Annotated in this window: 19 protein-coding genes, 1 tRNA gene and 1 pseudogene; 10 read left to right on the forward strand and 11 right to left on the reverse strand. The window is 68.8% G+C overall.

What is annotated here, in order from left to right; genetic code table 11:
- Nucleotides 1-3 precede the first annotated feature (3 nt).
- From RN743_RS11770 to RN743_RS11790, 5 genes are read right to left on the reverse strand one after another with little or no spacing between them, the layout of a single operon-like run.
- Nucleotides 4-1,035: a VWA domain-containing protein gene (locus RN743_RS11770; RefSeq protein WP_310780046.1), complete on the reverse strand. Its 1,032-nt coding sequence runs from the start codon at nucleotides 1,033-1,035 to the stop codon at nucleotides 4-6.
- Nucleotides 1,036-1,051: 16 nt separating this feature from the next.
- Nucleotides 1,052-2,047: a VWA domain-containing protein gene (locus tag RN743_RS11775; RefSeq protein ID WP_310780047.1), complete on the reverse strand. Its 996-nt coding sequence runs from the start codon at nucleotides 2,045-2,047 to the stop codon at nucleotides 1,052-1,054.
- A complete protein-coding gene (locus tag RN743_RS11780) occupies nucleotides 2,044-3,069 on the reverse strand; it encodes a hypothetical protein (protein WP_310780048.1) in 1,026 nt (341 codons plus the stop codon). The genes RN743_RS11775 and RN743_RS11780 overlap by 4 nt, the downstream gene beginning before the upstream one ends.
- Nucleotides 3,066-3,941, reverse strand: a complete 876-nt coding sequence (locus RN743_RS11785; RefSeq protein WP_310780049.1) for a DUF58 domain-containing protein — start codon at nucleotides 3,939-3,941, stop codon at nucleotides 3,066-3,068. The genes RN743_RS11780 and RN743_RS11785 overlap by 4 nt, the downstream gene beginning before the upstream one ends.
- Nucleotides 3,942-3,971: 30 nt before the next feature.
- A complete protein-coding gene (locus tag RN743_RS11790; protein ID WP_310780050.1) occupies nucleotides 3,972-4,961 on the reverse strand; it encodes an AAA family ATPase in 990 nt (329 codons plus the stop codon).
- Between the two features lie 224 nt (nucleotides 4,962-5,185).
- Here RN743_RS11790 and RN743_RS11795 point away from each other — a divergent pair, with 224 nt between their 5' ends.
- A complete protein-coding gene (locus RN743_RS11795; protein WP_310780051.1) occupies nucleotides 5,186-6,436 on the forward strand; it encodes an alpha-hydroxy acid oxidase in 1,251 nt (416 codons plus the stop codon).
- A 25-nt stretch (nucleotides 6,437-6,461) separates the two neighbouring features.
- On the opposite strand, the gene RN743_RS11800 is transcribed toward RN743_RS11795, so the two are convergent.
- Entirely contained in the window at nucleotides 6,462-7,106 is a 645-nt protein-coding gene (locus RN743_RS11800; protein ID WP_310780052.1) for a DNA-3-methyladenine glycosylase, read from the reverse strand.
- 80 nt (nucleotides 7,107-7,186) lie between these two features.
- Here RN743_RS11800 and RN743_RS11805 point away from each other — a divergent pair, with 80 nt between their 5' ends.
- The 3 genes from RN743_RS11805 (at nucleotide 7,187) to RN743_RS11815 (ending at nucleotide 9,614) form a co-directional block, all read left to right on the forward strand.
- Nucleotides 7,187-8,461, forward strand: a complete 1,275-nt coding sequence (locus tag RN743_RS11805) for an FAD-dependent oxidoreductase (RefSeq protein ID WP_310780053.1) — start codon at nucleotides 7,187-7,189, stop codon at nucleotides 8,459-8,461.
- Between the two features lie 208 nt (nucleotides 8,462-8,669).
- On the forward strand, nucleotides 8,670-9,488 hold the full coding sequence (locus tag RN743_RS11810) for a hypothetical protein (RefSeq protein WP_310780054.1): 819 nt from the start codon (nucleotides 8,670-8,672) through the stop codon (nucleotides 9,486-9,488).
- A gap of 53 nt (nucleotides 9,489-9,541) precedes the next feature.
- Nucleotides 9,542-9,614, forward strand: a tRNA-Ala gene (locus RN743_RS11815).
- Between the two features lie 203 nt (nucleotides 9,615-9,817).
- Here RN743_RS11815 and RN743_RS11820 read toward each other — a convergent pair.
- Nucleotides 9,818-10,543 carry a MerR family transcriptional regulator gene (locus RN743_RS11820; RefSeq protein ID WP_310780055.1) on the reverse strand — a complete coding sequence of 242 codons (726 nt, stop codon included), beginning with the start codon at nucleotides 10,541-10,543 and terminating at the stop codon, nucleotides 9,818-9,820.
- Between the two features lie 128 nt (nucleotides 10,544-10,671).
- Here RN743_RS11820 and RN743_RS11825 point away from each other — a divergent pair, with 128 nt between their 5' ends.
- From RN743_RS11825 to RN743_RS11835, 4 genes and pseudogenes are all read left to right on the forward strand, one after another.
- Entirely contained in the window at nucleotides 10,672-11,685 is a 1,014-nt protein-coding gene (locus RN743_RS11825; RefSeq protein WP_310780056.1) for a DUF6569 family protein, read from the forward strand.
- Between the two features lie 306 nt (nucleotides 11,686-11,991).
- Entirely contained in the window at nucleotides 11,992-12,363 is a 372-nt protein-coding gene (locus tag RN743_RS11830) for a PIN domain-containing protein (RefSeq protein WP_310780057.1), read from the forward strand.
- A 164-nt stretch (nucleotides 12,364-12,527) separates the two neighbouring features.
- Nucleotides 12,528-12,893, forward strand: a pseudogene (locus tag RN743_RS16045) (MFS transporter); the annotation flags it as partial.
- Nucleotides 12,894-12,984: 91 nt separating this feature from the next.
- The gene (locus tag RN743_RS11835; protein ID WP_343219027.1) at nucleotides 12,985-13,728 is read left to right on the forward strand and encodes an MFS transporter; all 744 of its coding nucleotides are present in this window, start codon (nucleotides 12,985-12,987) and stop codon (nucleotides 13,726-13,728) included.
- A gap of 18 nt (nucleotides 13,729-13,746) precedes the next feature.
- Here the strand turns inward: RN743_RS11835 and RN743_RS11840 are convergent, their stop codons facing one another.
- The 4 genes from RN743_RS11840 to RN743_RS11855 form a co-directional block, all read right to left on the reverse strand.
- Entirely contained in the window at nucleotides 13,747-14,172 is a 426-nt protein-coding gene (locus tag RN743_RS11840; RefSeq protein WP_310780058.1) for a type II toxin-antitoxin system VapC family toxin, read from the reverse strand.
- A 372-nt stretch (nucleotides 14,173-14,544) separates the two neighbouring features.
- The gene (locus tag RN743_RS11845) at nucleotides 14,545-16,674 is read right to left on the reverse strand and encodes a prolyl oligopeptidase family serine peptidase (protein ID WP_310780059.1); all 2,130 of its coding nucleotides are present in this window, start codon (nucleotides 16,672-16,674) and stop codon (nucleotides 14,545-14,547) included.
- 19 nt (nucleotides 16,675-16,693) lie between these two features.
- The gene (locus tag RN743_RS11850; RefSeq protein WP_310780060.1) at nucleotides 16,694-17,569 is read right to left on the reverse strand and encodes a hypothetical protein; all 876 of its coding nucleotides are present in this window, start codon (nucleotides 17,567-17,569) and stop codon (nucleotides 16,694-16,696) included.
- A gap of 8 nt (nucleotides 17,570-17,577) precedes the next feature.
- Nucleotides 17,578-18,969, reverse strand: coding sequence for a cytochrome c (locus RN743_RS11855; protein WP_310780061.1), 1,392 nt, complete (start codon nucleotides 18,967-18,969; stop codon nucleotides 17,578-17,580).
- 198 nt (nucleotides 18,970-19,167) lie between these two features.
- Between RN743_RS11855 and RN743_RS11860 the strand changes: the two genes are divergently transcribed.
- Complete coding sequence (locus tag RN743_RS11860) at nucleotides 19,168-21,234, forward strand: PQQ-binding-like beta-propeller repeat protein (protein WP_310780062.1); 2,067 nt, start codon at nucleotides 19,168-19,170, stop codon at nucleotides 21,232-21,234.
- Nucleotides 21,235-21,292: 58 nt separating this feature from the next.
- Complete coding sequence (locus RN743_RS11865) at nucleotides 21,293-21,964, forward strand: hypothetical protein (RefSeq protein WP_310780063.1); 672 nt, start codon at nucleotides 21,293-21,295, stop codon at nucleotides 21,962-21,964.
- Nucleotides 21,965-21,999 lie beyond the last annotated feature (35 nt).

Raw genomic sequence — 21,999 nt, forward strand, 5'->3', positions numbered from 1 at the left:
TACTCACGAAAACCTCCCTCTCCAGACCCTCACCGTCTTCTTCCGATCCGTCCACAGGCCTTCCAGGAACAATAGGAGAATCGCAGCCCCGAGGAATATCTGGAACTGCTCCTCGTACTGGGTGACCTCGCGCGCGTCGATCTCCCGTCCGCCCAGCTCCGACACTTCTTCGATGAGTGCCGTCAACTCGCTCGCTTCGGGGGTGCTGCGGTAGAGCTGTCCCCCCGTTCGCGTCGCGATCTCCCGCAACGTCGTCTCGTCGAGCCGGGTCGTGACGACGGCCCCCGCCTCATCGCGCTTGAACCCGGCCGGCCGGCCCGCCGCGTCGTACTCGGGAATGGGGACGCCGTCCGTCGAACCCACGCCGACCGTGTGGATCGTCACCCCGGCCTCGAGCGCGCGATCCACGGCCGGCTCGATGCCCCCCTCGTGGTCTTCGCCATCGGTGACGACGATGATGATGCGTTCCTCCACCGGCGCGTCGGAGAAGGCGTCGAGCGCGAGTTCGAGCGCTACGCCGAGGTCCGTTCCCTGCACGGGCACGAGGTCCGTGTCCATGGCGTTGAGGAAGAGACGCGCGGCCCCGTAGTCCGAGGTCAGCGGGCTCTGGACAAAGGCCTGGCCGGCAAAGGCGATGAGGCCGATGCGGTCTCCGTCCAGCCGCTCGATGAGGCGCTGGATTTCGAGCTTCGAGCGCTGCAGGCGGTTGGGCGCGAGGTCCTCCGCCAGCATCGAGGTGGAGAGATCGAGGGCGACGACGATGTCCATCCCCTCGCGGCGGACGGTCTCCACGCGCGAGCCGAACTGCGGACGGGCCAGGGCTACGGCGGAAAGGCCGAGCACGGCGAGGAGTCCGACGGCCTTCCAGGCCCGGGCCCGCCGGTTCACGCTCCGGCTCAACTGGCGCACGAGCGCGAGATCGCCGAAGCGGGCCAGCGCCCGGCGCCGGTGCGCCGAGCCGCGCCACATCAGCCCGGCGGCCAGCGGGATGAGCGCGAGACCGAAGAGCGCCGTGATGAACCCGAAGCGGAACACGATCCCCCTCCCCGCCCTACGGCAGCCTTCTCAGGACCGTCTGCGCGAGGCCGATCTCGAGCAGCAGCAGTCCGAGTCCCGCCGCGAGCGGGAAGTGGAAGAGTTCGCCGTACCGCGTGAAGCTCTGCACGTCGATCTCGGTCGTCTCGAGGGCGTCGATTTCCTCGTAGATCCGTTCGAGACTCTCGCGGTCCGTGGCCCGGAAGTAGCGGCCTCCGGTGACTTCGGCGACCTCCGTGAGGGTCGGTTCGTCGACATCCACCGGAATCGAGACGAGGCGCCGCCCGAACACCGGATCGTCGACGGGAACCGGGGCCGTCCCCCGCGAACCGGCCCCGATCGTGTACACCCTGACCCCCAGCGCCCGCGCCATTTGAGCGGCGGTCGCCGGATCGATCTCGCCGCGGTTGTTCCGGCCGTCGGTGAGGAGCACGATGATCCGCGATTCGGCCTGGCTGGACTCCAGCCGCTTGAGCGCCGTCGCGAGCCCGAGACCGATCGCGGTCCCATCCTCGACCATCCCCACCTCCAGTTCGGCCATGACGGCGGAGACGGCCGGGTGATCGATCGTCAGCGGGGCCTGGGTGAATGCCTGGCCGGCGAACACGACGAGTCCGATGCGGTCGTTGCGGCGGCGCTCGACGAAGTCCGCCGCGACCTCCCTGGCCGCCTCCAGCCGGTTGGGCGCCAGGTCCTGCGCGAGCATGGAACTGGAGATGTCGAGGGCCATGACGATGTCGATGCCCTCGGTCGACACGTCCTCGCTCGTCGAGGCGGACTGAGGACGGGCGAAGGCGACGATGAGCGCGCTGAGCGCGAGAAGTCGCAGCGCCAGCGGCACATGGCGCAGGCGGCCGGTGCGGTCGGCCCCCGACCGGCGGAGGAGCGTGAGATCCGGATAGCGCAGGGCACCCGCCCGGCGCCCTCCCTTCGCCAGGTGCCGGTACGCGAGCGCCGGGACGAGGAGTGGCAGGAGCAGGAGAAACGCGGGATCCGCAAACCGGTGGATCATGGCACGGCCGCCTCGGACCGCTCGTCCGCCGCCGCTTCGGCTCCGGCAGCCATCGCTTCGGACTCCACGACGGCTGGCGGGGGCACGAACCTGGTCCGCTCCACCAGCGTGCGGGCGTCGGCGAGAATGCTCCGGCACGCCGCGTCATCCGGCCGCCATTTCGCGAACTTCACGAGGTCGCAGGCCTCCAGGAAGCGCTCGAAGGCTGTTCGAATCCCGGGGTCCACGCCGGCATGTCCCAGGCTCGAGATCACGTCCGGAGTGACCATCTCCAGCGCCCAGATCCGGTAGCGTCCCTCGAGGTACGCGCGGATGATCCGGGACACCTCGATGTGGTACGGCTTGATCTCGCCGCGCTCCAGCAGAGGGGACGCCTCGAGCCGGTCCAGTGCCTCGAGCGCGATCTCGTGCGCCGGCCGGGCCGGGACCGGCGGCCGTGAGTCGGTCCGGTCGGGGTGGCGCCGGCGGCGGCGTCCCCACCAGTACCCGAGGCCGGCGAGGGCCACGGCGAGCAGGAACCACGGCCACAGGAGCAGCCAGTCCCGCGCGATCGCGCGCGGGCCCTTCACGTCCCGGATGTCCCCGCCCTCGTCGAGCCCGACCGTGGTCACGCCGATGACCACCGGGTCCGTGGAGACGGTGACCATCCCCTCCCCTCCGTCCGAGAGTTCGAGGGTAAAGGACGGGATCTCCAGTTCCCCGAGTTCGAACGCGGTCACGTGAAGCACCGCCGCGGTCCGGGCGCCGGCCGCCGAGGCTTCGGACGGGCCCACCTCGAGCGCCAGCGCCTCGAAGGAGCCCAGCGAAAGGGAATCGGGCCAGCGCACCGCGAAGTCCGCCGGGTGCTCGACGGCGAGCCGCAGCGCGAGCGGATCGCCCACATGGATCTCCGTCGTGTCGGGTTCGATCGTGACGCGCGGCGTCTGTCCCCGGAGGTCTCCCCCCGCGCCGACAGCCCCGCCCGCCAGCAGGAGGCCCACGATCGCGGCCCGCCGGTTCCCCCGCGCCGACCCGCGACTCATACGCGCCGTCCCCGTTCCTCGAAGAAGCGCATCAGCGGCCGCAGGTACGGGCGCCCCGGACTGAGGTCCACGACATCGACCTTGCTGCGCCGGAAGGTCCGGTCCTGTCCCGCCCGCGCCTCCTCCCCGCGGTTCGCGAACGCCGCGCGGAAGGCCCGGTTCGAGGTGTCGACGACGAGCCGTTCTCCCGTCTCCGCGTCCTCGAGTTCGACGAGTCCGATCGGCGGCAGTTCCGATTCACGCCGGTCCCTCACGCGGAGGGCGACGACGTCGTGCCGCCGGCCCGCCACGCCGAGCGCCTTCTCGAAGGGTTTCGAGACGAAGTCCGAGACGACGAAGACCACGGCCCGCCGCCGGATGATGCGCGACAGGTATTCGAGCGCGGCGCCGAGATCGGTCGCGCGGCCCTGGGGCTCGTGATAGAGCATCTCGCGCAGCACGCGCAGGACGTGCCGCCGGCCCTTCCGGGGCGGGACGAACTTCTCGACGCGGTCGCTGAAGATGATGAGTCCGACCTTGTCGTTGTTCTTGATCGCGCTGAAGGCGAGGAGGGAGCACACTTCGACGGCGAGGTCTCCCTTCATGCGCTCGCGGGTACCGAAATCTCCGGACGCACTCACGTCAACGAGCAGCATCACCGTGAGTTCGCGCTCCTCCTCGAAGATCTTGACGTGGGGCGTCCCGGTGCGGGCGGTGACGTTCCAGTCGATCGTGCGGATGTCATCGCCGTAGTCGTACTCGCGGACCTCGGCGAAGTTGATGCCGCGTCCCTTGAACACGGAGTGGTACTCGCCCGAGAACACCTGGTCCACGAGCCCCCGCGTCGTGATCTCGATGCGGCGCACCTTCCGGAGGATCTCCCGCGGAATCATCCCTCGATCCCCTCCAATCCCCCCGCAGCCCTAGGGGACCTCGACGCTGTCGAGGATCCGGTTCACCACGTCTTCGCTCGTGACTTCCTCTGCCTCGGCCTCGTAGGTGACGAGCACGCGGTGCCGCAGGACGTCGAGGGCCACGGAACGCACATCCTCCGGCGTCACGTAGCCCCGGTGCCGCAGGAAGGCGTGCGCCCGCGCCGTGCGCGCCAGGCAGATGCTGGCCCTGGGCGACGCGCCGTAGGCGATGAGGTCGGCGAGGTCGTCGAGTCCGTGGTCGGCCGGCGCGCGCGAGGCGAAGACCAGTTCCACGATGTACCGTTCGACCTGCCGGTCCATGTAGATGAGGTCGACGGCGCCGCGGGCCCGAAGGATCTCGTCCGGCGTGACGACCGTCTGCGGCTCGGGTGCGGACCCGACGCCCATGCGCCGCATGATCTCCAGCTCTTCCTCCTTGTCGGGGTACCCGATGGAGAGCTTGAGCATGAAGCGGTCCACCTGCGCCTCGGGGAGCGGGTACGTCCCCTCCTGCTCGATCGGGTTCTGCGTCGCGAGGACGAGGAACGGGTCGTCGAGGGGGAAGGTCTCGTCTCCGATCGTGACCGTCCGTTCCTGCATCGCCTCCAGCAGCGCGGACTGGACCTTGGCGGGGGACCGGTTGATCTCGTCGGCGAGGATGATGTTGGAGAAGATCGGACCCTTCCGGGTCTGGAACTCGCTCCGCTTGGGGTCGAAGATCAGCGTTCCGATGAGGTCGGCGGGGAGGAGGTCCGGCGTGAACTGGATCCTCTGGAAGCCGGTGTCGATCGCCTGCGCGAGCGTCCGCACGGTGAGGGTCTTCGCCAGTCCCGGCACACCTTCCATGAGCACGTGACCGTCGGCGAGCAGGCCGATGAGGAGCCGCTCGACCATGGTTCGCTGCCCCACGATCACGCGTCCCACCTCGTCGACCAGCCGCTCCACGAAGGCGCTCTGCTCCCGGATCTTCTCCTGTATCGCTTCGATGTCGTGACTCACCGCGGTGCGTTCCTCTCCTCTCGAATCGTCTTTCGAATGATCTCGCGCGAAGGTCTCGAACGGCCCTGGACACCCAACGCCGATGGGGATCGGCGCTTGAAAGACATTTTATCGAATTTCGGCGTTGCCCGAAGGGTTTCCGGCGCCCCCGCGTTGACGGGGGCCGTGGCGGCGGGCACCGTGAACCGGACACCCTGTCGCGGAGTGCCAACCGGGAGGGCCGAATGTACGACACGCCGGAGCCGGGATCGGAATCGAAGGCCGTCCACCGTCGCGACCTCCTCCGCTGGCTTGCCGCCAGCCCTCTCCTTACCGCATTCGCCGGGTGTGACCTGGGCCTCGTCGGGCGCGCAATGGCGCAGGAGGCGCCCGCGCGGTCGCTCGACGACCTCGTCGGGTCGGCACAGGAGGCCCTCGATGTCTTCGACCTGGAGCAGGTGGCCGCGCAGACGGTCCCGACGGCGCACTGGGGGTACATCAAAACGGGCGTTGATGGAGAGGGGACGCAGGCGAACAACCGGGCCTCGCTCGAGCGGATCTACATCCGCGCGCGCCGACTGGTCGACGTCTCGAACCTCGACATGCGCGTCTCGATCTTCGGGCGGGAGTGGCCGACGCCGCTCATGATCGCGCCGGCGGGGAGCCAGGTCGGCTTCCACCGCGATGGCGAACTCGCTACCGCGCGGGCGGCCGCCGCCCGCAACCACCTGCAGACGCTCTCGTCGGTGAGTTCAACGGGGGTCGAAGCGGTGAACGAGGCGCGGGGCGAGCCGGTCTGGTACCAGCTCTACGCGCCCCGCCACTGGAACGCGACCGTCGCGCTCGTGAGCCGCGTTCGCGAGGCCGGTTGTCCCGTCATCGTGCTCACGGTCGATCTCCTTGGCGGGAGCAACCGCCTCACGCTGGAGCGCTACCGGCGGATCGACGACCGCAACTGCGAGAGCTGTCACCGCAGCGGCGGCCGCGCGGACCCCGTCAAGCCGATGTACGAGGGGCTGCCCCAGGGCCCGCCGGACAGCGGCGGCCCCACCATGACGTGGGACTACGTGCACCGCCTGCGCGACATCACGGATCAGCGGATCGTCGTGAAGGGGCTCGTGACCCGCGAGGATGCGGAACTCGCGCTGGAACACGGCGTGGACGGGATCTGGGTCTCGAACCACGGCGGCCGCGCGGAGGGAAGCGGCCGCGCGACGATCGACGCGCTTCCGGAGGTCGTGGAGGTGGCGGGCGGCGAGGTGCCGATCATCGTCGACGGAGGTTTCCGCCGCGGCACGGACATCTTCAAGGGCATCGCGCGTGGCGCCACGGCGGTGGCGATCGGGCGCCCCTACCTGTGGGGACTCGGCGCCTTCGGTCAGGCAGGCGTCGAGCGGGTGCTCGAAATCCTGATCGAGGAACTGCGGATCACGATGGGCGCCGTCGGGACCCCGTCACTCGCCGACATCGGCCCCCACTCCATAGGCGTCGACTGACGAAGCGGGGCTTTTCGGCGGGTTGTTAGCGCGTGCTTCGCCGCCGCATTTCCGTCGTGTAGTACTCCCAGAGCAGCCGCGCCGCCACGCTCCGCCAGGGTCGCCAGCGGCGGGCGATGTCGCGGAGCGCCTTCTCATCCGGTCGCTGTTCGAGGCCGAGCGCGTGTCCCGCCGCGTTTCGCAGCGCAAGGTCGCCCGCCGGGAAGATGTCGCTGTGGCCGGCGCAGAAGAGGAGGTAGACCTCGGCCGTCCACACGCCGATCCCCTTGAGCGCCGTCATGGTCGCGATCGACGCCTCGGCCGGCATGAGGCACAGCGCCCGCGGATCGAGACGACCGCTCTGAACCGCCTCCGCGGCGCCCTTGAGCGTCGCCTCCTTGGACCGGGACAGGCCGATCCGGCGGCACTGCGCATCGGAGAGCCCTGCCACCTGCGCAGGCTCGCAGCCCTCCGCTTCCTGGACGAGCCGCTCCCAGATCGCGGCGGCCGCCGCCTTCGAGACCATCTGCGCGACGATGGTCCGGGCGAGGCCCTCGAAGCCCGGAGCCCTTCGCCGCAGCGGCACCGGCCCCGCCTTTTCGACGACCTCGGCGAGCCGCCCGTCGATCCGCACCAACGCCTCCAGGCCCGCGGCGATATCGTCCGGTGTTTCTATCGTTCTTCCCTGCATTCTCCCCCTCCGCGCGTTCCCGCGGGAACGTCCCGGCGCGCTCTCTGGCCGATCCGTGTGCCTCACGTCAGTCTTATTGCGTGAAACGTCGAACGCTGATCAAGACGGTGGGCGCCGCGGCGCTGGGCTCGAGCCTCGGCGCGTGCTCCCCCGCGTGGCGCCGTCTTCCGCCGGGCCCCGCCGCCTGGAGCCTCCCCCTCCTCCGCGTCGCGCCGGATCGCGTCATCCGGACGACCGTGGGTCTCAGACCCTTCCGGCCGGCCGGCTTCCGCGTGGCCGCGGAGCGGCTCGACGAGAAGACCGTCATCCACAACTACGGCCACGGCGGCGCGGGGATCTCACTCTCGTGGGGGACGGGACTGCTCGTGTCCGAACTGGCCGAACCTCACCCTTCGAGGCAAGCCGCCGTCATCGGAGCGGGCGCCGTCGGGCTCGCCACCGCGCGGCAGCTTCAGCGCCGCGGGTTCGACGTTACGATTCACGCGCGCGCCCTCCCGCCCGACACGACCTCGAACATGGCCTACGCCGGGTTCTCGCCGCTCTCCAACCTCGTGTCGGCGCCGGAACGAACCCCGGCCTTTGACGCCCAGTTCGACCGGGCCGTCCGCGCATCCTACGAGCAGATGCAACGGTGGGCCGGAGCCGGGCGCGGCGTGTCGTGGGTGACGACCTACACCTGGACGAACCGCCTCTCGGAGCGGCGGGTGGAAGACTCCGGACTCGACGAGACCGAGAGCGGCCTCGACCCGGGCCTCGACGTGGGCCCCACCGTGCTGCAGCCGGGAGAACACCCCTTCCCCGGCACTTATGCCCTCCGCCGGCCGACCCTCCGCATCGAGCCGTCCATCTTCCTGGACCGGCTGATGGAGGAGTTCCTCCTGTTCGGCGGACGGGTGCGGGTCCGGGGGTTCGCGACCCCCCGCGACCTCATGTCGCTCGACGAACCGCTCATCGCCAACTGCACGGGTCTCGGCTCGCGCGCCCTGTTCGGCGACGAGACGATGACCCCCATCAAGGGCCAGCTCACCTTCCTCGCACCGCAGCCCGGGATCGACTACAGCCTCGAAGGCAGCGCGCCGGGCGGCGGCCGCATCGGGATCCTCCCGCGTTCGGACGGGATCGCGCTCGGACACGTGATGGAGCGCGGCGACTGGAGCCTGGAACCGATCGAGGAGGCGATCGCGACCCGGCTCGACCGCGCGGGCCGGCTCATGGCGGCGATGGCGGACCACCCCTCGGGGCTGGGCGGGGTCGCCGCCGCCCCGCGGTCACCCGCGCTGCGCGACGCGCTCGAAGACGATCCCGTCCCGGCGACCCCGCCCCCGGTCGAGAGCTTTTTCGACATCGAGTCCTGACCGTCCATTCCCAGGCGATCCGCCGCCACCGACATCTCATCATCTGGTTTATCGTCGTACCTCGACGTTGTCTGTTGACAAAAATGAATTGGTCCGTATTTTGTCGGTGTTCGGAGGATTGGCCGGTCGCCCACGCTGCGGACCGCAGTGGAACATCCGGACGAGTTCGACTCTGTTTTCAGACGCTGCTTGATGAGGAGATCGCCCCATGAGTTCCGAAGCTACGGTGGTCAAGACTGAGGTGAAGAAGAACGTCAACCGGAGCCCCAGGCACCCGTCGATCAACCTGGAGGACGCGATCGATCGGACCACGATGATCTATCGTTCAGCATGGGATGGTCCGGTCGGGATTGCGGCTGCCTGCGAAATCATAGGACTCTCGTACTCAGGCAGTACAGGAAAGCGCACCGTTTCCGCGCTGCTTCAGTTCGGCTTGCTTGAGAGCACGGGCAGAGGTGCCGAACGGACGGTGAAGCTGACGGAGCGGGCGCTCAACGTGGTCACCGACGAAGACGGAATCACCGATGAGCGGAACCGTGCCATCCGAGAGTGCGCTCTCATGCCTACGTCATACCGCACAGCTTGGGACCGCTGGGGCCCCCGCTTGCCGACGGACGACCGAGTGATGGCGCCGACGCTGATTCGGGACGGGTTTAACCCCAACTCGACCGCAGACTTCCTACGGGATTTTCGAGCGACGGTCGAGTTCGCCGCATTGGACAAATCCGTAGCTGTTAGTCCGCTTAGTGAAGACAAGACAGGCGACAACGCCGACGATCGGGTGCCCGGGAGCATGGAAGGTCTAGCAGAGGATGTACGAGATCTGAGCCAGCAGTCCGAGGCTCACACTCCACCACGGTCTTCCAGGTCAAGTTTCCGAGAGCTCACGATTCCGCTCCGCGGAGGGGAAATGGCGATACTCAGCGTGCCGATCCCGATGACGCGCCACAACTACAACAAGCTGTCCAGTTGGTTGGCGTGGGCCGAGGACACGTTGGTCGTGGAGGAGGAACTGGAGGAGGAGTAGCGAAAGGACAAAAAAAGGAGACGACATCATCGCAACATGATGCCGTCTCCGAAGGGGCCGTGGACAAACGGAAAGTCGCTTGTTATCGCAAAGCACGAGACCCGGGTTCGAATCCCGGCGGCCCCTCTCCGAGGGTTACGATACTTCGCTGGACGCAGCACCGCCATGTCTTGAGCGCCAGCTTAGGGAAGTGAGCGGGATGCGCGTGTAAGCTGCTGTATGGTCGATCCCGGCAAGTATCCTCACCAAATCAGCCCGAGGCGGTGCCCTCGTGACGGTCACACCGTCAGGCGTAGAGACGTCCTGCGGACTTACACGCACACCGATCGTTATCCGTCCGACAGCAGGTGGCGGAGCTGGCGCGCCACCGCGTCTAGGAGGGCCGCGTGCTCGTCGGCGATGTCGCGCACAGAAAGCGCGACTCCGGGCGCGATTTCGATACGGGACCAGGTCTCCACATTTCCAGGCGCAATCTCCCGACTCGTTACGTCCCGGAGAGCCGTGAGCAAACCGGCCAACTCCGAATCATCGACATCTCGACGTGCTCGCGGGGCCGCGTAGGGCGCCTCGGCCATGTCCGCCTTGAGAGACGCGGCGCGGCCTTCGTGAGCCCAGTACGCTTCCTCCTCCCGTACCATCAGCCTGTCCTCGAGGGCCGCGTGCCGCGCCCGCGGGGCGGCGAAAGCGACCGGCGCCTCGTGCCGTTCCGCCACGTCCTCCGTTCGTAGCCGCGAATCCGTTTCGGCGGACCCGGCGGAGAGGAGGTCGGCGGTCACGGCGATTCGTCCGTCCGCCACGCCCGCGATCAGTTCCGGCGACGATCCCTCGAACACCGCGCCGATCTCGCGGAGCGGGGTCGCCGGCACCCTCCCCGCCCCCTCCGCCTCGCGGACCCGCCGAATGAAGAGGAGGCGGTCCCGCACGAGCTTGGGATAGCGGGTCTTCGGCCCCCTGCGGCCGACGCGCGGAAGGAGTCCGACCTGCACGTAGTACGCGATCGTCCGCCGGCTGAACCCCGTCTCCTCCTCCAACTCCCGGGCCGTGTAACTGCGCATGCCGTTTCCGCCGTTTCGATGCGTAAGTGACATCTGCTGTCGTTTACCGACGACAACCGTTGACTTGTCCCAACCTCCCCGCTACTGTCAACAGCGTATCAACACTGACAATATCAAGGAGGGGAGAAATGAACCAGATCACGACCGCCATCGCCGGCCTCGACATCGGCGAACCGATCTTCCGCGGCGGCCTCACGGTGTTCCCCCTCCTTTCGCCGGAGATCTCGGACCTCGATTACCTGCTGCTGGGAGACGGGCTTCGCGAGGGCCGGGTCACGGTGCGCGAGGTGTCGATGGGGGGCAGTGTCCCCGACCTCGAGGTGGAGAACCGCGCCGACCGTCCCCTGCTCATCGTGGACGGCGAGGAACTCGTCGGCGCCAAGCAGAATCGGGTCGCCAACCTCACGCTGCTCCTCCCCGCCGGGAAGACGACGGTCATCCCGGTTTCGTGCGTGGAACAGGGCCGCTGGTCGTACGACAGCCCCGGATTCCAGGTGACGAACCGGATGCACTTCGCCAGCGGCCGGGCGGAGCGGTACGCGAGCGTGCAGCAGTCGATGCGCAGCGAGGGGACGCGGCGCTCCGATCAGAGCCGGGTGTGGAGTTCGATCGACGACAAGGCGGTGGCGATGGACGCACCTTCGGAGACCGGCGCCATGAGCGAGATCTTCGAGCGTCACGCGGCGACGCTGGACGACTACGTCCGGGAGGTGGAGGCCGCTCCGGATCAACTCGGCGCCATCTTCGCGGTGGCGGGCGGCAGCTACGGGCTGGACCTCTTCGACCGTCACGCCACCCTCGCCGCGTTCCTCCCCAGGCTGGTGCGAAGCTACGGCGTCGACGCGCTGGAACGGCGCACGGAGGGGGACACGGCGGCGCCGGCCTCCGCGGCGCGGAAGTTCCTCGACCGCCTGCGGGCGGGCTCGTTCGATGACCACCCCGCGGTCGGGCTCGGGCGCGATGTGGGCATCGCCGCCGAACGCGCCATCGGAGGCGCGCTCGTCGTGGACGACACCATCGTGCACCTCACGGGGTTCTCCAACCCCCGGGCCGGCCACGCCGAGCGTGACGGCGAACGGGTGTACGCGAACTACCGCCAGAGGCGCGACGCCCTCCACCGGCGTCAGAGCGATGTCGCTTGACTCGACGAAGGTAGGGCCATACTCCTGCAGTATGGCCACCACCACGATCAAATCAACGTACTCGCTTGACGTAGAGTCCGTCAGGACACTCGAGACCTTGGCGAAACGATGGCGTGTCTCCAAGTCCGAGGTGCTGCGTCGCGCGATAAGGGCGGTAGCGGCGGAAGAAGCCGGCGCCGTCGGCGGACCCCTGGACGCATTGCACCGGCTGCAGGCCAGCGTGCGCGACGAGGGCGTGGATCTCGACCGCTGGGCGAGGGACGTCCGGAGCGAACGCCGTGCGCCGCGTGCCGGTTATCCCCGCGCATGATTCACCTGGACACCAGCTTCCTGATTCTCGCGCTAGACGCCGGATCGCCGCAGTCACGGGAGTTGAACGCCTGGCTTCACGCGGGAGTGACGCTCGGGATGAGCGCCGTCGCGTGGACCGAGTTCCTGTGCGGACCTTTGTCGACCTCCCAGTTGGCGACGGCTGACAGCATCGTTGGCCCTCGCGCCGACTACACGGGCGCGGATGCCGCGGTCGCCGCGCAATTGTTCAACGAGACCGGGCGGCGGCGTGGGACGTTGCGCGACTGCATGATCGCGGCGGTGGCGTTGCGCGATGGGGCGCGACTCGCCACGGGCGATGAGGCCGACTTCCGCCGGTTCGAACCTCTCGGTCTGAAGTTGGCCTGAGGATCTCGCTCCCATGCTCCGGCCGCGCTTCGGCCGCGGCCGGCGGCTGGAATTGCCTCGCCGTCGCCACCACCTTACGCGACCCGCCAGCGCGTTGGCGGCGTTCCGGCTAACGATCGCGTGGAGGGCGGGTGAAAACACGGGGGCGGGGCCGCGAGGCGGCGATGGTCTTCATCTTCATCACCGTCTTCATCGACGTGCTGGGGATCGGGATCATCGTCCCCATCCTCCCCGAACTCATCAAGGAGTTCACCGGAGGAAGCACGGCGCGCGCGGGGCGCTGGTTCGGGGTGCTCGCGGCGACCTACGCCGTCACCCAGTTCTTCTTCGCGCCCATCCTGGGCTCGCTCTCGGACCGGGTCGGGCGCCGGCCCGTCATCCTGATCTCGCTGTTCGGCCTCGGAATCGACTACATCATCATGGGGCTCGCGCCCTCCATCGGCTGGCTCTTCGCGGGCCGCCTCATTGCGGGCGTGATGGGCGCGAGCATCACGACGGCCAACGCCTACGTCGCCGACGTGTCCGAACCCGAGAAGCGGGCCCGGAACTTCGGACTCATCGGGGTCGCGTTCGGCCTCGGCTTCATCTTTCGGTCCCGCGATCGGGGGGCTCCTGGGCGGGATCGACCTTCGCCTCCCCTTCTTCGCCGCGGCGGGCCTCGCCCTCGTGAACGCGCTGTACGGCGTCTTCGTCCTCCCCGAATCGCTGCCGCCGGAGAAGCGCGACGCCTTCAGCTGGCTCAAGGCCAACCCGATCGGGAGCCTGTTCGTGCTGCGCTCGTACCCGCTGGTCGCCGGCCTCGCCGTGTCCTTCGTGTTCATGATCCTCGCCCAGCGCGGCCTGGAGACCGTGTGGGTGCTCTACACGGGCCACAAGTTCGGCTGGGATGAACTCGCCAACGGACTGTCGCTGGCGCTCGTGGGACTCATGGCGGCCCTCGTCCAGGGCGTCCTGGTTCAGCCCGTGATCAAACGCACCGGGGAGCGCCGCGCGATCCTCGGAGGGCTCGCGCTGGCCGTGGTCACCTACCTGGGCTACGGCCTCGCCACGCAGGGGTGGATGCTCATCGCCTTCATCATCTTCGGCTCCATCGGAGGCGTCGCGGGCCCCGCGCTCCAGAGCCTCGTGGCCGGAGCCGTGGAGCCGCAGGACCAGGGGAAGGTACAGGGCGGCCTACAGTCGCTCATGAGCCTGACGAGCATCCTGAGCCCCCTGATCTTCACCAGCCTCCTGTTCAGCTACTTCACGTCACCCGCCGCCCCGGTGGAGTTGCCGGGCGCGCCCTTCCTGCTCGGCGCCGTGATGTACGCCACGGCCTTCGTGCTCGTGCTCCGCCTCTTCCGCCGCATCCCGCCCACCGGATAGACGCCGGCGCCCCCGCGGTCACGTCGCACTCCTCTCGGCTCCCGGGCGACCCAGGTCCCGCAGCGATACGGCAACGTCCGGCGCTACTCGCAGGACCTGGCGGTCCAACGTTGCCAGGCGGACCCCCAGGGCGCGCGCCACGGCCACGAACTCGGCATCGTAGGCCGTGAGGCCGCACTCGAGAGCGATATCGATCACCAGCCCGCCGGGGACGCCGACGATTCTGCTCCCGAGTACGTGCGCCGCGTCGTCACCCATCGCCTTGACCTGCGCGGACGTCGCGACGCCGCGACGCACGACTCCGAGCAGAGCGTTGCGCAACTCGCTCAGGAGAATGACAGGGGCGGCCCATTCCGGATCCTTCCTGAGGAGGTCGGCGGCAGCGGCCCCGTCCGTTCCGCCAAAGACGAAGCTCATCATCACGTTGGTGTCGACGACGATCATCGCCGCCCCTCGTCTCGCAGCCGTCGCACGTTCTCGGGGCTCAAGTCGATCGCCCCCAGAGTCTCGTGTCGGCGCGCTATCCGATCGAGCAATGCCTCGACATCGAGCGGCCCGGAATCCACGGAGGCCGTCAGGCGAGCAATGATCTCCCCGTTCAAGCTTCGGTGGTTGCGGGCCGCCGCCTCCTTGAGCTCGCGATGCAGGCCCGCGGGTATCCCACGGAGAGCCAGATTCGGCATGGTCGGATTCTCTCGCATGAAATCCATGATATCGATTTGATATCATCAAGGTATCAACATACGGAATCCCAAGCCACGACCCGGCTGGGATCCCAGGTCAAGGGATGGGGCGCGACCTTGCGGGCGAGTGGTGTCAGGACGCGCCGAGTTGCTGGAGCAGGAAGGCGAGTTCCATTGCGGCGTTGCGGACGTTGCGGGTGAAGGAGCGGCCGCCGGCGTGGCCCGTGCGCGGGTCGTAGTCGAGGATCACCGGCAGGCCCGAACTCGACGCGGCCTGCAGGCGGGCGGCCATCTTGCGGGCCTGCAGGGGGGGCACGCGGGTGTCGAGATCTCCCTGGGTGAGCATGACGGCCGGGTAGTCCACGCCGTCGCGCACGTTCTGATACGGCGAGAACGTCCGCAGCACCTCGAACTCCTCGGCCACGGCCGCGTTCCCGTACTCCAGGAGCGCCGGCATGTTGTTCGTGTCGGTGAACTGGTAGAAGCGCACCATGTCGAGGTCGGGCAGGCCGCAGTAGACGGCGCGGAAGAGGTCCGGCCGCTTCGTGAGGGAGGCGGCGACGAGCAGCCCGCCGTTGCTACCGCCGCGGATCGCGAGCCGGTCGGGGTTCGTGTAGCCATTCTCGACCAGCCACTCGGCCGCCGCGATGAAGTCGGCGAACACGTTCGGCTTGTTCTCGAGCATGCCCGCCCGGTGCCACTCCTCGCCGAACTCGCCGCCGCCCCTCAGCGTCGCCATCGCGTACACGCCGCCCTGCTCCAGCCACGCCGCGGCGCGCGCGTCGAAGCGGGGCAGCAGGTTCACGTTGAAGCCGCCGTACCCGTACAGGAGGGCGGGGCTTCGCCCGTCGAGAGCCAACCCCCGGCGGTGGGCGACGTACATCGGGGCCCGCGTCCCGTCCTCCGAGGTGTACCAGATCTGCTTCAACTCGTACTCCGACCCGTCGAAGGGGACGGATGACGGCCGCCATGCCTCCGTCTCCATCGTCTCGAGGTCAAGCTTGAGGATGGTGCTGGGGGTGAGGAGCGAGGTCAGCGTGAGCAGGGCCTCGGTTCCGTCATCTCCGTGCGAGCGCAGCGTCGCCACGTGGTGCGCGGGGATCGGGACCTCGCCCTTCACGGCGCCGTCCGGTCCGTAGCGCACGATCCGGCTGCTCACGTCGCGCAGGTAGTCGGCGTACAGGTCGTCGCCGATGAACCGGTATCCGGTGAGGAGGTCCTCGCCCTCGGGCAGCACCTCCCGCCACCGCGCCGGATCCGGGTCAGGGTTCTCCAGGTCCACCGCGAGGATGCGGTTCCTGGGCGCGTCCAGGTTCGTGAGCAGGTAGAGTTCGTCGTCCACGAACCGGGTGCTGAAGCGGGCGGGGGCGCCGACGATGAGCGGCGCGGGCGCCGTGCCGGCGCGCAGGTCGTGCAGGTAGACGTCCGTCCGCGCCCAGCCGTGCTGCACGGTGTAGACGTGCCACCGGCCGTCGCCCCCCTGCGAGAAGCCCACGAAGCGCTCCGGGCCGTGTCCCTCCCCGAACAACTCCTCGTCCTCTTCGAGGTCCGTCCCCAGCCGGTGGTAACGGATCCGCGCGCCCGTCTCCCGCGACCGGCGGCTGTAGTAGAAGCCGTCCCCCTCCGGATCGAAGGAGACGTTGCCGTACAGGAACGTCGGCAGGCGGTCGGGCAGGTCGTCGCCGCTCTCCAGGTCGCGGACGCGGTACTCCCGTTCGTCCCGTCCCCCGTCCCGGATGGCGTAGATCATGAGACGGCCGTCGGGCGAGAAGTCGATGATGCTCACGCCGGTCGTGGCGTCATCGCGGAGGTCGAGCGGATCGATGACGACCTCGAACTCGCCTCCGGGGTCCACCGGGTCCACCGGGTCCACCGGGCCCTCCTCCGGTTCGTCGGGCGCCGGCCTGCGGTAGATCGCTCCCACTTCCCGGCCCGGCTTCCGGAACGAGAAGTACTCGTAGTCCCCCGCCCGGCGCGGGAAGATCGCCCCGGGCGCGTCCATCAGTTCGCGGAGCCTGCCTTCGAGCGCCGTCCGCAGCGGCGTGTCGCCGACGATGCGTTCCGCGTAGGCGTTCTGTTCGGCGATCCAGGCGCGGGTCTCCGGGCTCTCCTGGTCCTCGAGCCACCGGTAGTCGTCCGTGAACTCGACGCCGTGCAGGGTGTCGACAACGGGAATCCGGGCGGTCTCGGGCGGGGGCGGGTACGCGTCGCACGCCGCCACGCAGACGGCGAGCGCAGCCAGCCGAAGCGGCGGGAGAGCCATGGCGCCTCCTGTCAGGCGTTCAGGGCGTGACGGTCACCCGGACGTAGGCGTTGCTCCAGCAGCACTGGTCGCCGCCGGCGCTGTCGTTCGCGTCCCAGTTGTCGGCGCGCGCGCGCAGGACGTACTCGCCGGGCTCGCTGAACGTCGCCGCGGTCGTCGTCTCGCCGGTGCCGCCCTCGACCGTGATCTGCCACGGCTCGAACGCCACCGGCGCGGCGGGCCCCTGGTGCTTGAACCAGGTCACCTCCACATCGACGACCTGGTTCACGAGGTCCTCGGGGTCCCGGATCGAGACCTCCTCGGTCCACAGCCGCAGCGTCAGGGGCTCCCCCACCCGGGCCGTACGCGGCTCGCCCCACACGCCCTGGACGTGCTGGCCCGCCTCCCCCTCGGGGTCGAAGCGGACGAGGGGCGGTATCGACCCCATGGCCCGCGGCCCGTAGTCGAGTTGCAGCGCCGGGGCGAACACGCGGGCCGGCACGGGATACGTCACGCCGTTCGACGTGATCGTCCACACGACGCGCTGCTCGCCGTCGCCGTACGACGCGGGCACGGTGACGGAGAACACGCCGCGGTCCCGGCGCGGCCGCACGGGGAAGTGCGTGGGCTGCGCCCCGTCGAACTCGGCCGGCTCGATGAAGTTGTCCGGACCGTGCGGGATTTCGATGACTTCCTGCGTGTTCAGGTTGAAGTAGCCGAACGAGAACGTGAAGGTACCGTCGTCGTTCCGATACCAGCCCTCGAAGAACGGGGCCACCGGCTCGCCCTTCGGCGGGATGGGCGCGAGCGGCAGCCGCTGCACCTGCTGGGCGTGAACGGGCGCCGCCCCCCCGGCGAGGGCGACCGGCGCCACCTGGGCGGCGACCAGGGCGGCCGCGATCTGCAGGCTGCGCATGCCTCGGCTCAGTTGTTGTCGTCGTTGCCGCTGTCGCCGGCGTCGTCGTCCGTCGCGAGTTTCTTCTCCCGCTCTTCGACGAGCCGCTGGTAGCCTTCCTCCGTGAGGTGGGTCACGGCGAGCCACGCGTGCGACATCTCGTCCCCCGTGCGCGCGCCGCGCGCGTACCAGATCTCCGGATCGGGGGTCAGTTCGTTCTCTGCCGTGTTGTCGTACCAGCCGGTCATGACGAGCACCGTCCCGGGCGGGAGCAGCGGCGCCACGTCATCCTCGTAGATGTAGCTGTGGTGCCAGCGCGCGTCGAAGTCCGTGACCATGCTGATGAGTTCGAGCCTGCCGTCGGGGTAGAGCGCCTGGATCGACATCGCGTGCAGGTGCACATGCCCGTGGGGCTGGAAGCTGTCGAGCCTCACCGGGTGGTCCCAGCGGTAGAACCCCTGCGTCATCGCGGTCCCTCCGGGCGCCAGCGCGATGTCCCCCCGGAGAGGATAAAGGCGCAGATCCTGCTGGAACTCGGGCTCGTAGCCCTCCTCGTGGAACCAGATTCCCAGTTCGACCTGGTCGCCGGGCACGTCGTATCCCATGGGATAGTAGTGGGCGTCCCACTCGATCATGTCGTTCGTCTTCAGGAGCCGGCCCGCGTCCGCGGGCACGATCTCCCCGACCTTGCCCATCGCGTACTCGGACAGGCTCTGGATGCGCTGGTACTCCCCTTCCTCGTTCAGCCTGAGGAGGCGCGGGATCGCGTGGTGCACCACCTGCCGCCCGGCGGGGAAGGAGGGACGCGTCTCGAACGCCATCACCCAACGGTCCTCGTCGAGTCCCGTCGGCACCTGCGGCCGCCACCAGGTGTCGCCGCCCTCGGCCGGGACGTCGAACGGCTTCGACTTGATCACGTGATCGGGCGGGCCGAGGATGTCCTCGAGCTGCCACTTCTGCTCGTTCGGCCACTCGATCGGGGGCGGCATGTCGGCCGGATCCCCTTCGGGCGCCCCGGCGTCGGCCCACGCGACGATCGTCCCGATGTCCTCCTCGCTCAGCCGCCAGTCATCCTTGATGTCCTGGATGCCGAGGCCGGTGTCGAGGTGGAACGGGGGCATGAGCCGCTTCGAGACCAGCTCCTTCATGCGCGAGGCCCAGCGGCGCGTGTCCCGGTAATCGAGGAGCGCCATCGGACCCACGGATCCCGGCCGGTGGCAGTTCTGGCAGTTCGCCTGAAGGATCGGGGCGACGTCCTTCGAGAACGTGACGTCGGTTTCGGAACCTCCGGCGCCGTTGGCGGCCGGCCCCTGCGCGGCGAGATCCCGGAAGGTGAGACTCAGGGCGAGGGGAACGATGAAGACGGCGAGGGCCGCTGCATGCGACCAGGCATGGCTCGAGTGACGATGCGATCCACGCATGAGGCATCCTCCTCCAGATGGAACGGCTCCGCCGCTGCTTCCGGCGACTCCTCTTTAACTACCTGATACAGTGCGAAGAAACGTCGCCCGCGTGCAAGGAGACGTTGCGCCCCGGGAAACGCCCGTCCACGATGGAGTGTTATCCTTGCCGGAGACCGGACGGCGAACTGCGGAAGAGAGAACAGCGAGAGCGGACGGATGATGACGAACCATCGGAGCTGGCGACCGAGCAGCGCCCTTCTTCTCCCCCTTCTCTTCGGAGCCATCCCGGGAGCCCCCGCCGCGGCGCAGGGCCCGGGCGTGGAGGGAGCCGCGTGGACCTACTACGGGGGCGACGCCTGGCACACCCGCTACACGCCGGCGACGCAGATCGACGCCTCCAACTTCGAGAGCCTCGAGGTCGCGTGGCGCTGGGACGCCTCGAGCTTCGGGCCGAGCACGGCGCGGGCCACCCCGTCCTACGTCGACGGAAAGCTGATGACGGTCACGGGCGAGAACCGGCATGTCATCGCCCTCGACCCCTCCACGGGAAGACTCCTGTGGAGCTTCGCCGAGCCCATGACGTGGCGGCACGAGTACTCGATGCGGAAGGCGTACGGCAAGGGCGTCGCCTACGCCGAGATCGATGGCCGCGGGGTCGTCTACATCATCAGTCCCGGGTTCTTCCTCTACGGGCTCGACGCCGAAACGGGTCGACCGCTCGAAAACTGGGGCGAGGCGGTGCCGCTGCCGGGATTCCCGTCCTCGGGGACGGTGGACCTGGTGGCGGACCTCATCGAGGGCTGGGGGCCGTGGGAGAGCCTGAACCAGGAGTACGACCCGGATCAGGGGATGCCTCTCGAGATCGGCTACATCACGGCGTCGTCCCCTCCCATCGTCGTGAACGATGTGGTCGTCGTCGGCAACTCGGCGGAGCAGGGCTACAACCAGACCCGGAAGGAGATGGTCCCGGGCGACATCCTGGCCTATGACGCGCGCACCGGCGAGTTCAAGTGGAAGTTCCACATCATCCCGCGGCCGGGCGAGTTCGGGCACGAGACGTGGGAGAACGACGCCTGGCGGTGGACGGGTGACGTGTCCCCGTGGGCGCCGCTCTCGGCGGACCCCGAACTCGGACTCGTCTATCTCGTCACGAACGGCGCCACGATCGACTATTACGGCGGTTTCCACCCCGGCGACAACCTCTTCGGCACGAGCATCGTCGCGCTCGACGTGGAGACGGGCGAGCGCCGCTGGCACTTCCAGTTCGTGCGACACGACATCTGGAACTACGACACGCCGACCGCGCCGCTCCTCATGGACGTCGTCGTGGACGGCCGGCCGATCAAGGGTGTCTTCCAGGCGACGAAGCAGTCGTGGCTGTACGCGCTCGACCGCGAGACGGGCGAGCCGATCTGGCCCATCGAGGACCGGCCGGTCCCGCAGTCGAAGGTGCCGGGCGAGAAGCTCGCGGAAACGCAGCCGCACCCGACGTGGCCCCTGCCCTACGACCTGCAGGGCCGCACGGAGCAGGACCTCATCGACTACACGCCCGAACTGCACGGGATGGCGCTCGAGTACGCGCGGGAGAACGACCTCTTCGTGCCACTCTTCAACCCGCCCACGCACGTCGGGAACCCCGATGGCGAGGGGGCGGCGCTCATCTGCCCCGGCGGTGGCGGGGGAGCGAACATCACCGGGCCGCCCGTCGCGGACCCGGTGAACGGGATCGTCTTCGTCACGTCGACCAGCGGGTGCTCGCCGGTCATGGTGGCGCCGGGGATCGAATCCGAACTCGACGGGCCGGAACAGACCGGCGTCACCCACTCCGAATTCTCCCGCGCGATCGGCGTCGTGACGGAGAGCACGGCGGACCAGGCAACCATCGAGGGGCTGAGAATCTGGAAGGGGCCGGTGGGGCGGATCACGGCGATCGACGTGAACACGGGCGAACACCTGTGGATGATCCCGCACGGCGACGCGCCCGAGCGGCAGCAGGCGGTGATCCGCGACCATCCGATGCTGCAGGGAGTGGACGTGAATCCGAACCAGGGGCGGCGCGGCCATTCCGCCATGGTTGCAACTCCAACGCTCCTTCTTGCGTCTGGACAGACGAGCGATGGGACGCCGCACCTGTTCGCAATCGACAAGCGGACCGGCGAGCGCGTGGGCCAGGTGGAGTTGCCCGGCAACACGCGCTACGGGATGTCGAGCTGGGTCCACGAGGGCAAGCAGTATGTGATCATTCAGTTGACCGACGGGCTTGCGGCGCTGGCCCTGCCCTGACGGCCACGCGGGCCGGACGGGCCGAACCCTTCTCAAGAGCGCAAGGAAGAAACAAAAAATGCTGCGTGAACATCTGAATTCCGGACGCGTAGGCGCCTTTGTCGCCGTCGCGTTGTCGATCGTGGTCGCGGGGGCCTGCATCGAGAGCGAGGACACGATGGACCCCGTGCCCGCGAACGAAGCACCGGTCGCGGTCGGCGTCGTGCCGCCGCTGGCCGTGGCGGCCGGCGACCATGTCATGGTGGACGTGTCGGGCTTCTTCCAGGATCCGGACGGCGACCCGCTGCTGTACGGCGCGGGCACATCGAACGCGCTCGTGGCCGGCGTCTCCGTCTCGGGCAGCACGATGACCGTGGTCGGGGTCGGCACCGGGCAGGCAGCCGGGTTGATCTTCGCTCGCGATCAGGCCGGCGGCGAAGCCGTGCAGAACTTCCTGATCACGGTGCCGAACCAGCCACCGGTCGCGGCCCAGGCGCTCCCGCCGCTGAGCCTGACCACGGGGCAGGTACACCAGATCGACCTGTCGCAGTACTTCAGCGATCCGGAGGGCGACGACCTGACGTTCAGCGTCACGACCGGGAACACGCTCGTCGCGGTGGGGGCGGTGTCGGGCAGCACCCTCACGGTGGTCGGCGTGACCGTGGGGAGCACGACGATCACCGTCACGGCGCGGGACGCGGACGGCGGCGAGGTCCAGCAGGAAACGCCGGTGGTGGTGCGGAGCCGCTAGCATGCTAGAGTCGGCGAGGGCGATGTGACCCGTCC

This window comes from Candidatus Palauibacter scopulicola (assembly GCF_947581915.1).
GTDB classification, from domain to species: Bacteria; Gemmatimonadota; Gemmatimonadetes; order Palauibacterales; family Palauibacteraceae; genus Palauibacter; species Palauibacter scopulicola.

What these genes read in the sequence shown, in the direction of transcription:
- RN743_RS11825 (WP_310780056.1), top strand. Translation starts at nt 10,672, where the DNA reads ATGAACCAGATCACGACCGCCATCGCCGGCCTCGACATCGGCGAACCG.
- RN743_RS11795 (WP_310780051.1), top strand. Translation starts at nt 5,186, where the DNA reads ATGTACGACACGCCGGAGCCGGGATCGGAATCGAAGGCCGTCCACCGT.
- RN743_RS11800 (WP_310780052.1), bottom strand. Translation starts at nt 7,106, where the DNA reads ATGCAGGGAAGAACGATAGAAACACCGGACGATATCGCCGCGGGCCTG.
- RN743_RS11780 (WP_310780048.1), bottom strand. Translation starts at nt 3,069, where the DNA reads ATGAGTCGCGGGTCGGCGCGGGGGAACCGGCGGGCCGCGATCGTGGGC.
- RN743_RS11810 (WP_310780054.1), top strand. Translation starts at nt 8,670, where the DNA reads ATGAGTTCCGAAGCTACGGTGGTCAAGACTGAGGTGAAGAAGAACGTC.
- RN743_RS11845 (WP_310780059.1), bottom strand. Translation starts at nt 16,674, where the DNA reads ATGGCTCTCCCGCCGCTTCGGCTGGCTGCGCTCGCCGTCTGCGTGGCG.
- RN743_RS11820 (WP_310780055.1), bottom strand. Translation starts at nt 10,543, where the DNA reads ATGCGCAGTTACACGGCCCGGGAGTTGGAGGAGGAGACGGGGTTCAGC.
- RN743_RS11865 (WP_310780063.1), top strand. Translation starts at nt 21,293, where the DNA reads ATGCTGCGTGAACATCTGAATTCCGGACGCGTAGGCGCCTTTGTCGCC.
- RN743_RS11855 (WP_310780061.1), bottom strand. Translation starts at nt 18,969, where the DNA reads ATGCGTGGATCGCATCGTCACTCGAGCCATGCCTGGTCGCATGCAGCG.
- RN743_RS11775 (WP_310780047.1), bottom strand. Translation starts at nt 2,047, where the DNA reads ATGATCCACCGGTTTGCGGATCCCGCGTTTCTCCTGCTCCTGCCACTC.
- RN743_RS11850 (WP_310780060.1), bottom strand. Translation starts at nt 17,569, where the DNA reads ATGCGCAGCCTGCAGATCGCGGCCGCCCTGGTCGCCGCCCAGGTGGCG.
- RN743_RS11840 (WP_310780058.1), bottom strand. Translation starts at nt 14,172, where the DNA reads ATGATCGTCGTCGACACCAACGTGATGATGAGCTTCGTCTTTGGCGGA.
- RN743_RS11830 (WP_310780057.1), top strand. Translation starts at nt 11,992, where the DNA reads ATGATTCACCTGGACACCAGCTTCCTGATTCTCGCGCTAGACGCCGGA.
- RN743_RS11785 (WP_310780049.1), bottom strand. Translation starts at nt 3,941, where the DNA reads ATGATTCCGCGGGAGATCCTCCGGAAGGTGCGCCGCATCGAGATCACG.
- RN743_RS11860 (WP_310780062.1), top strand. Translation starts at nt 19,168, where the DNA reads ATGATGACGAACCATCGGAGCTGGCGACCGAGCAGCGCCCTTCTTCTC.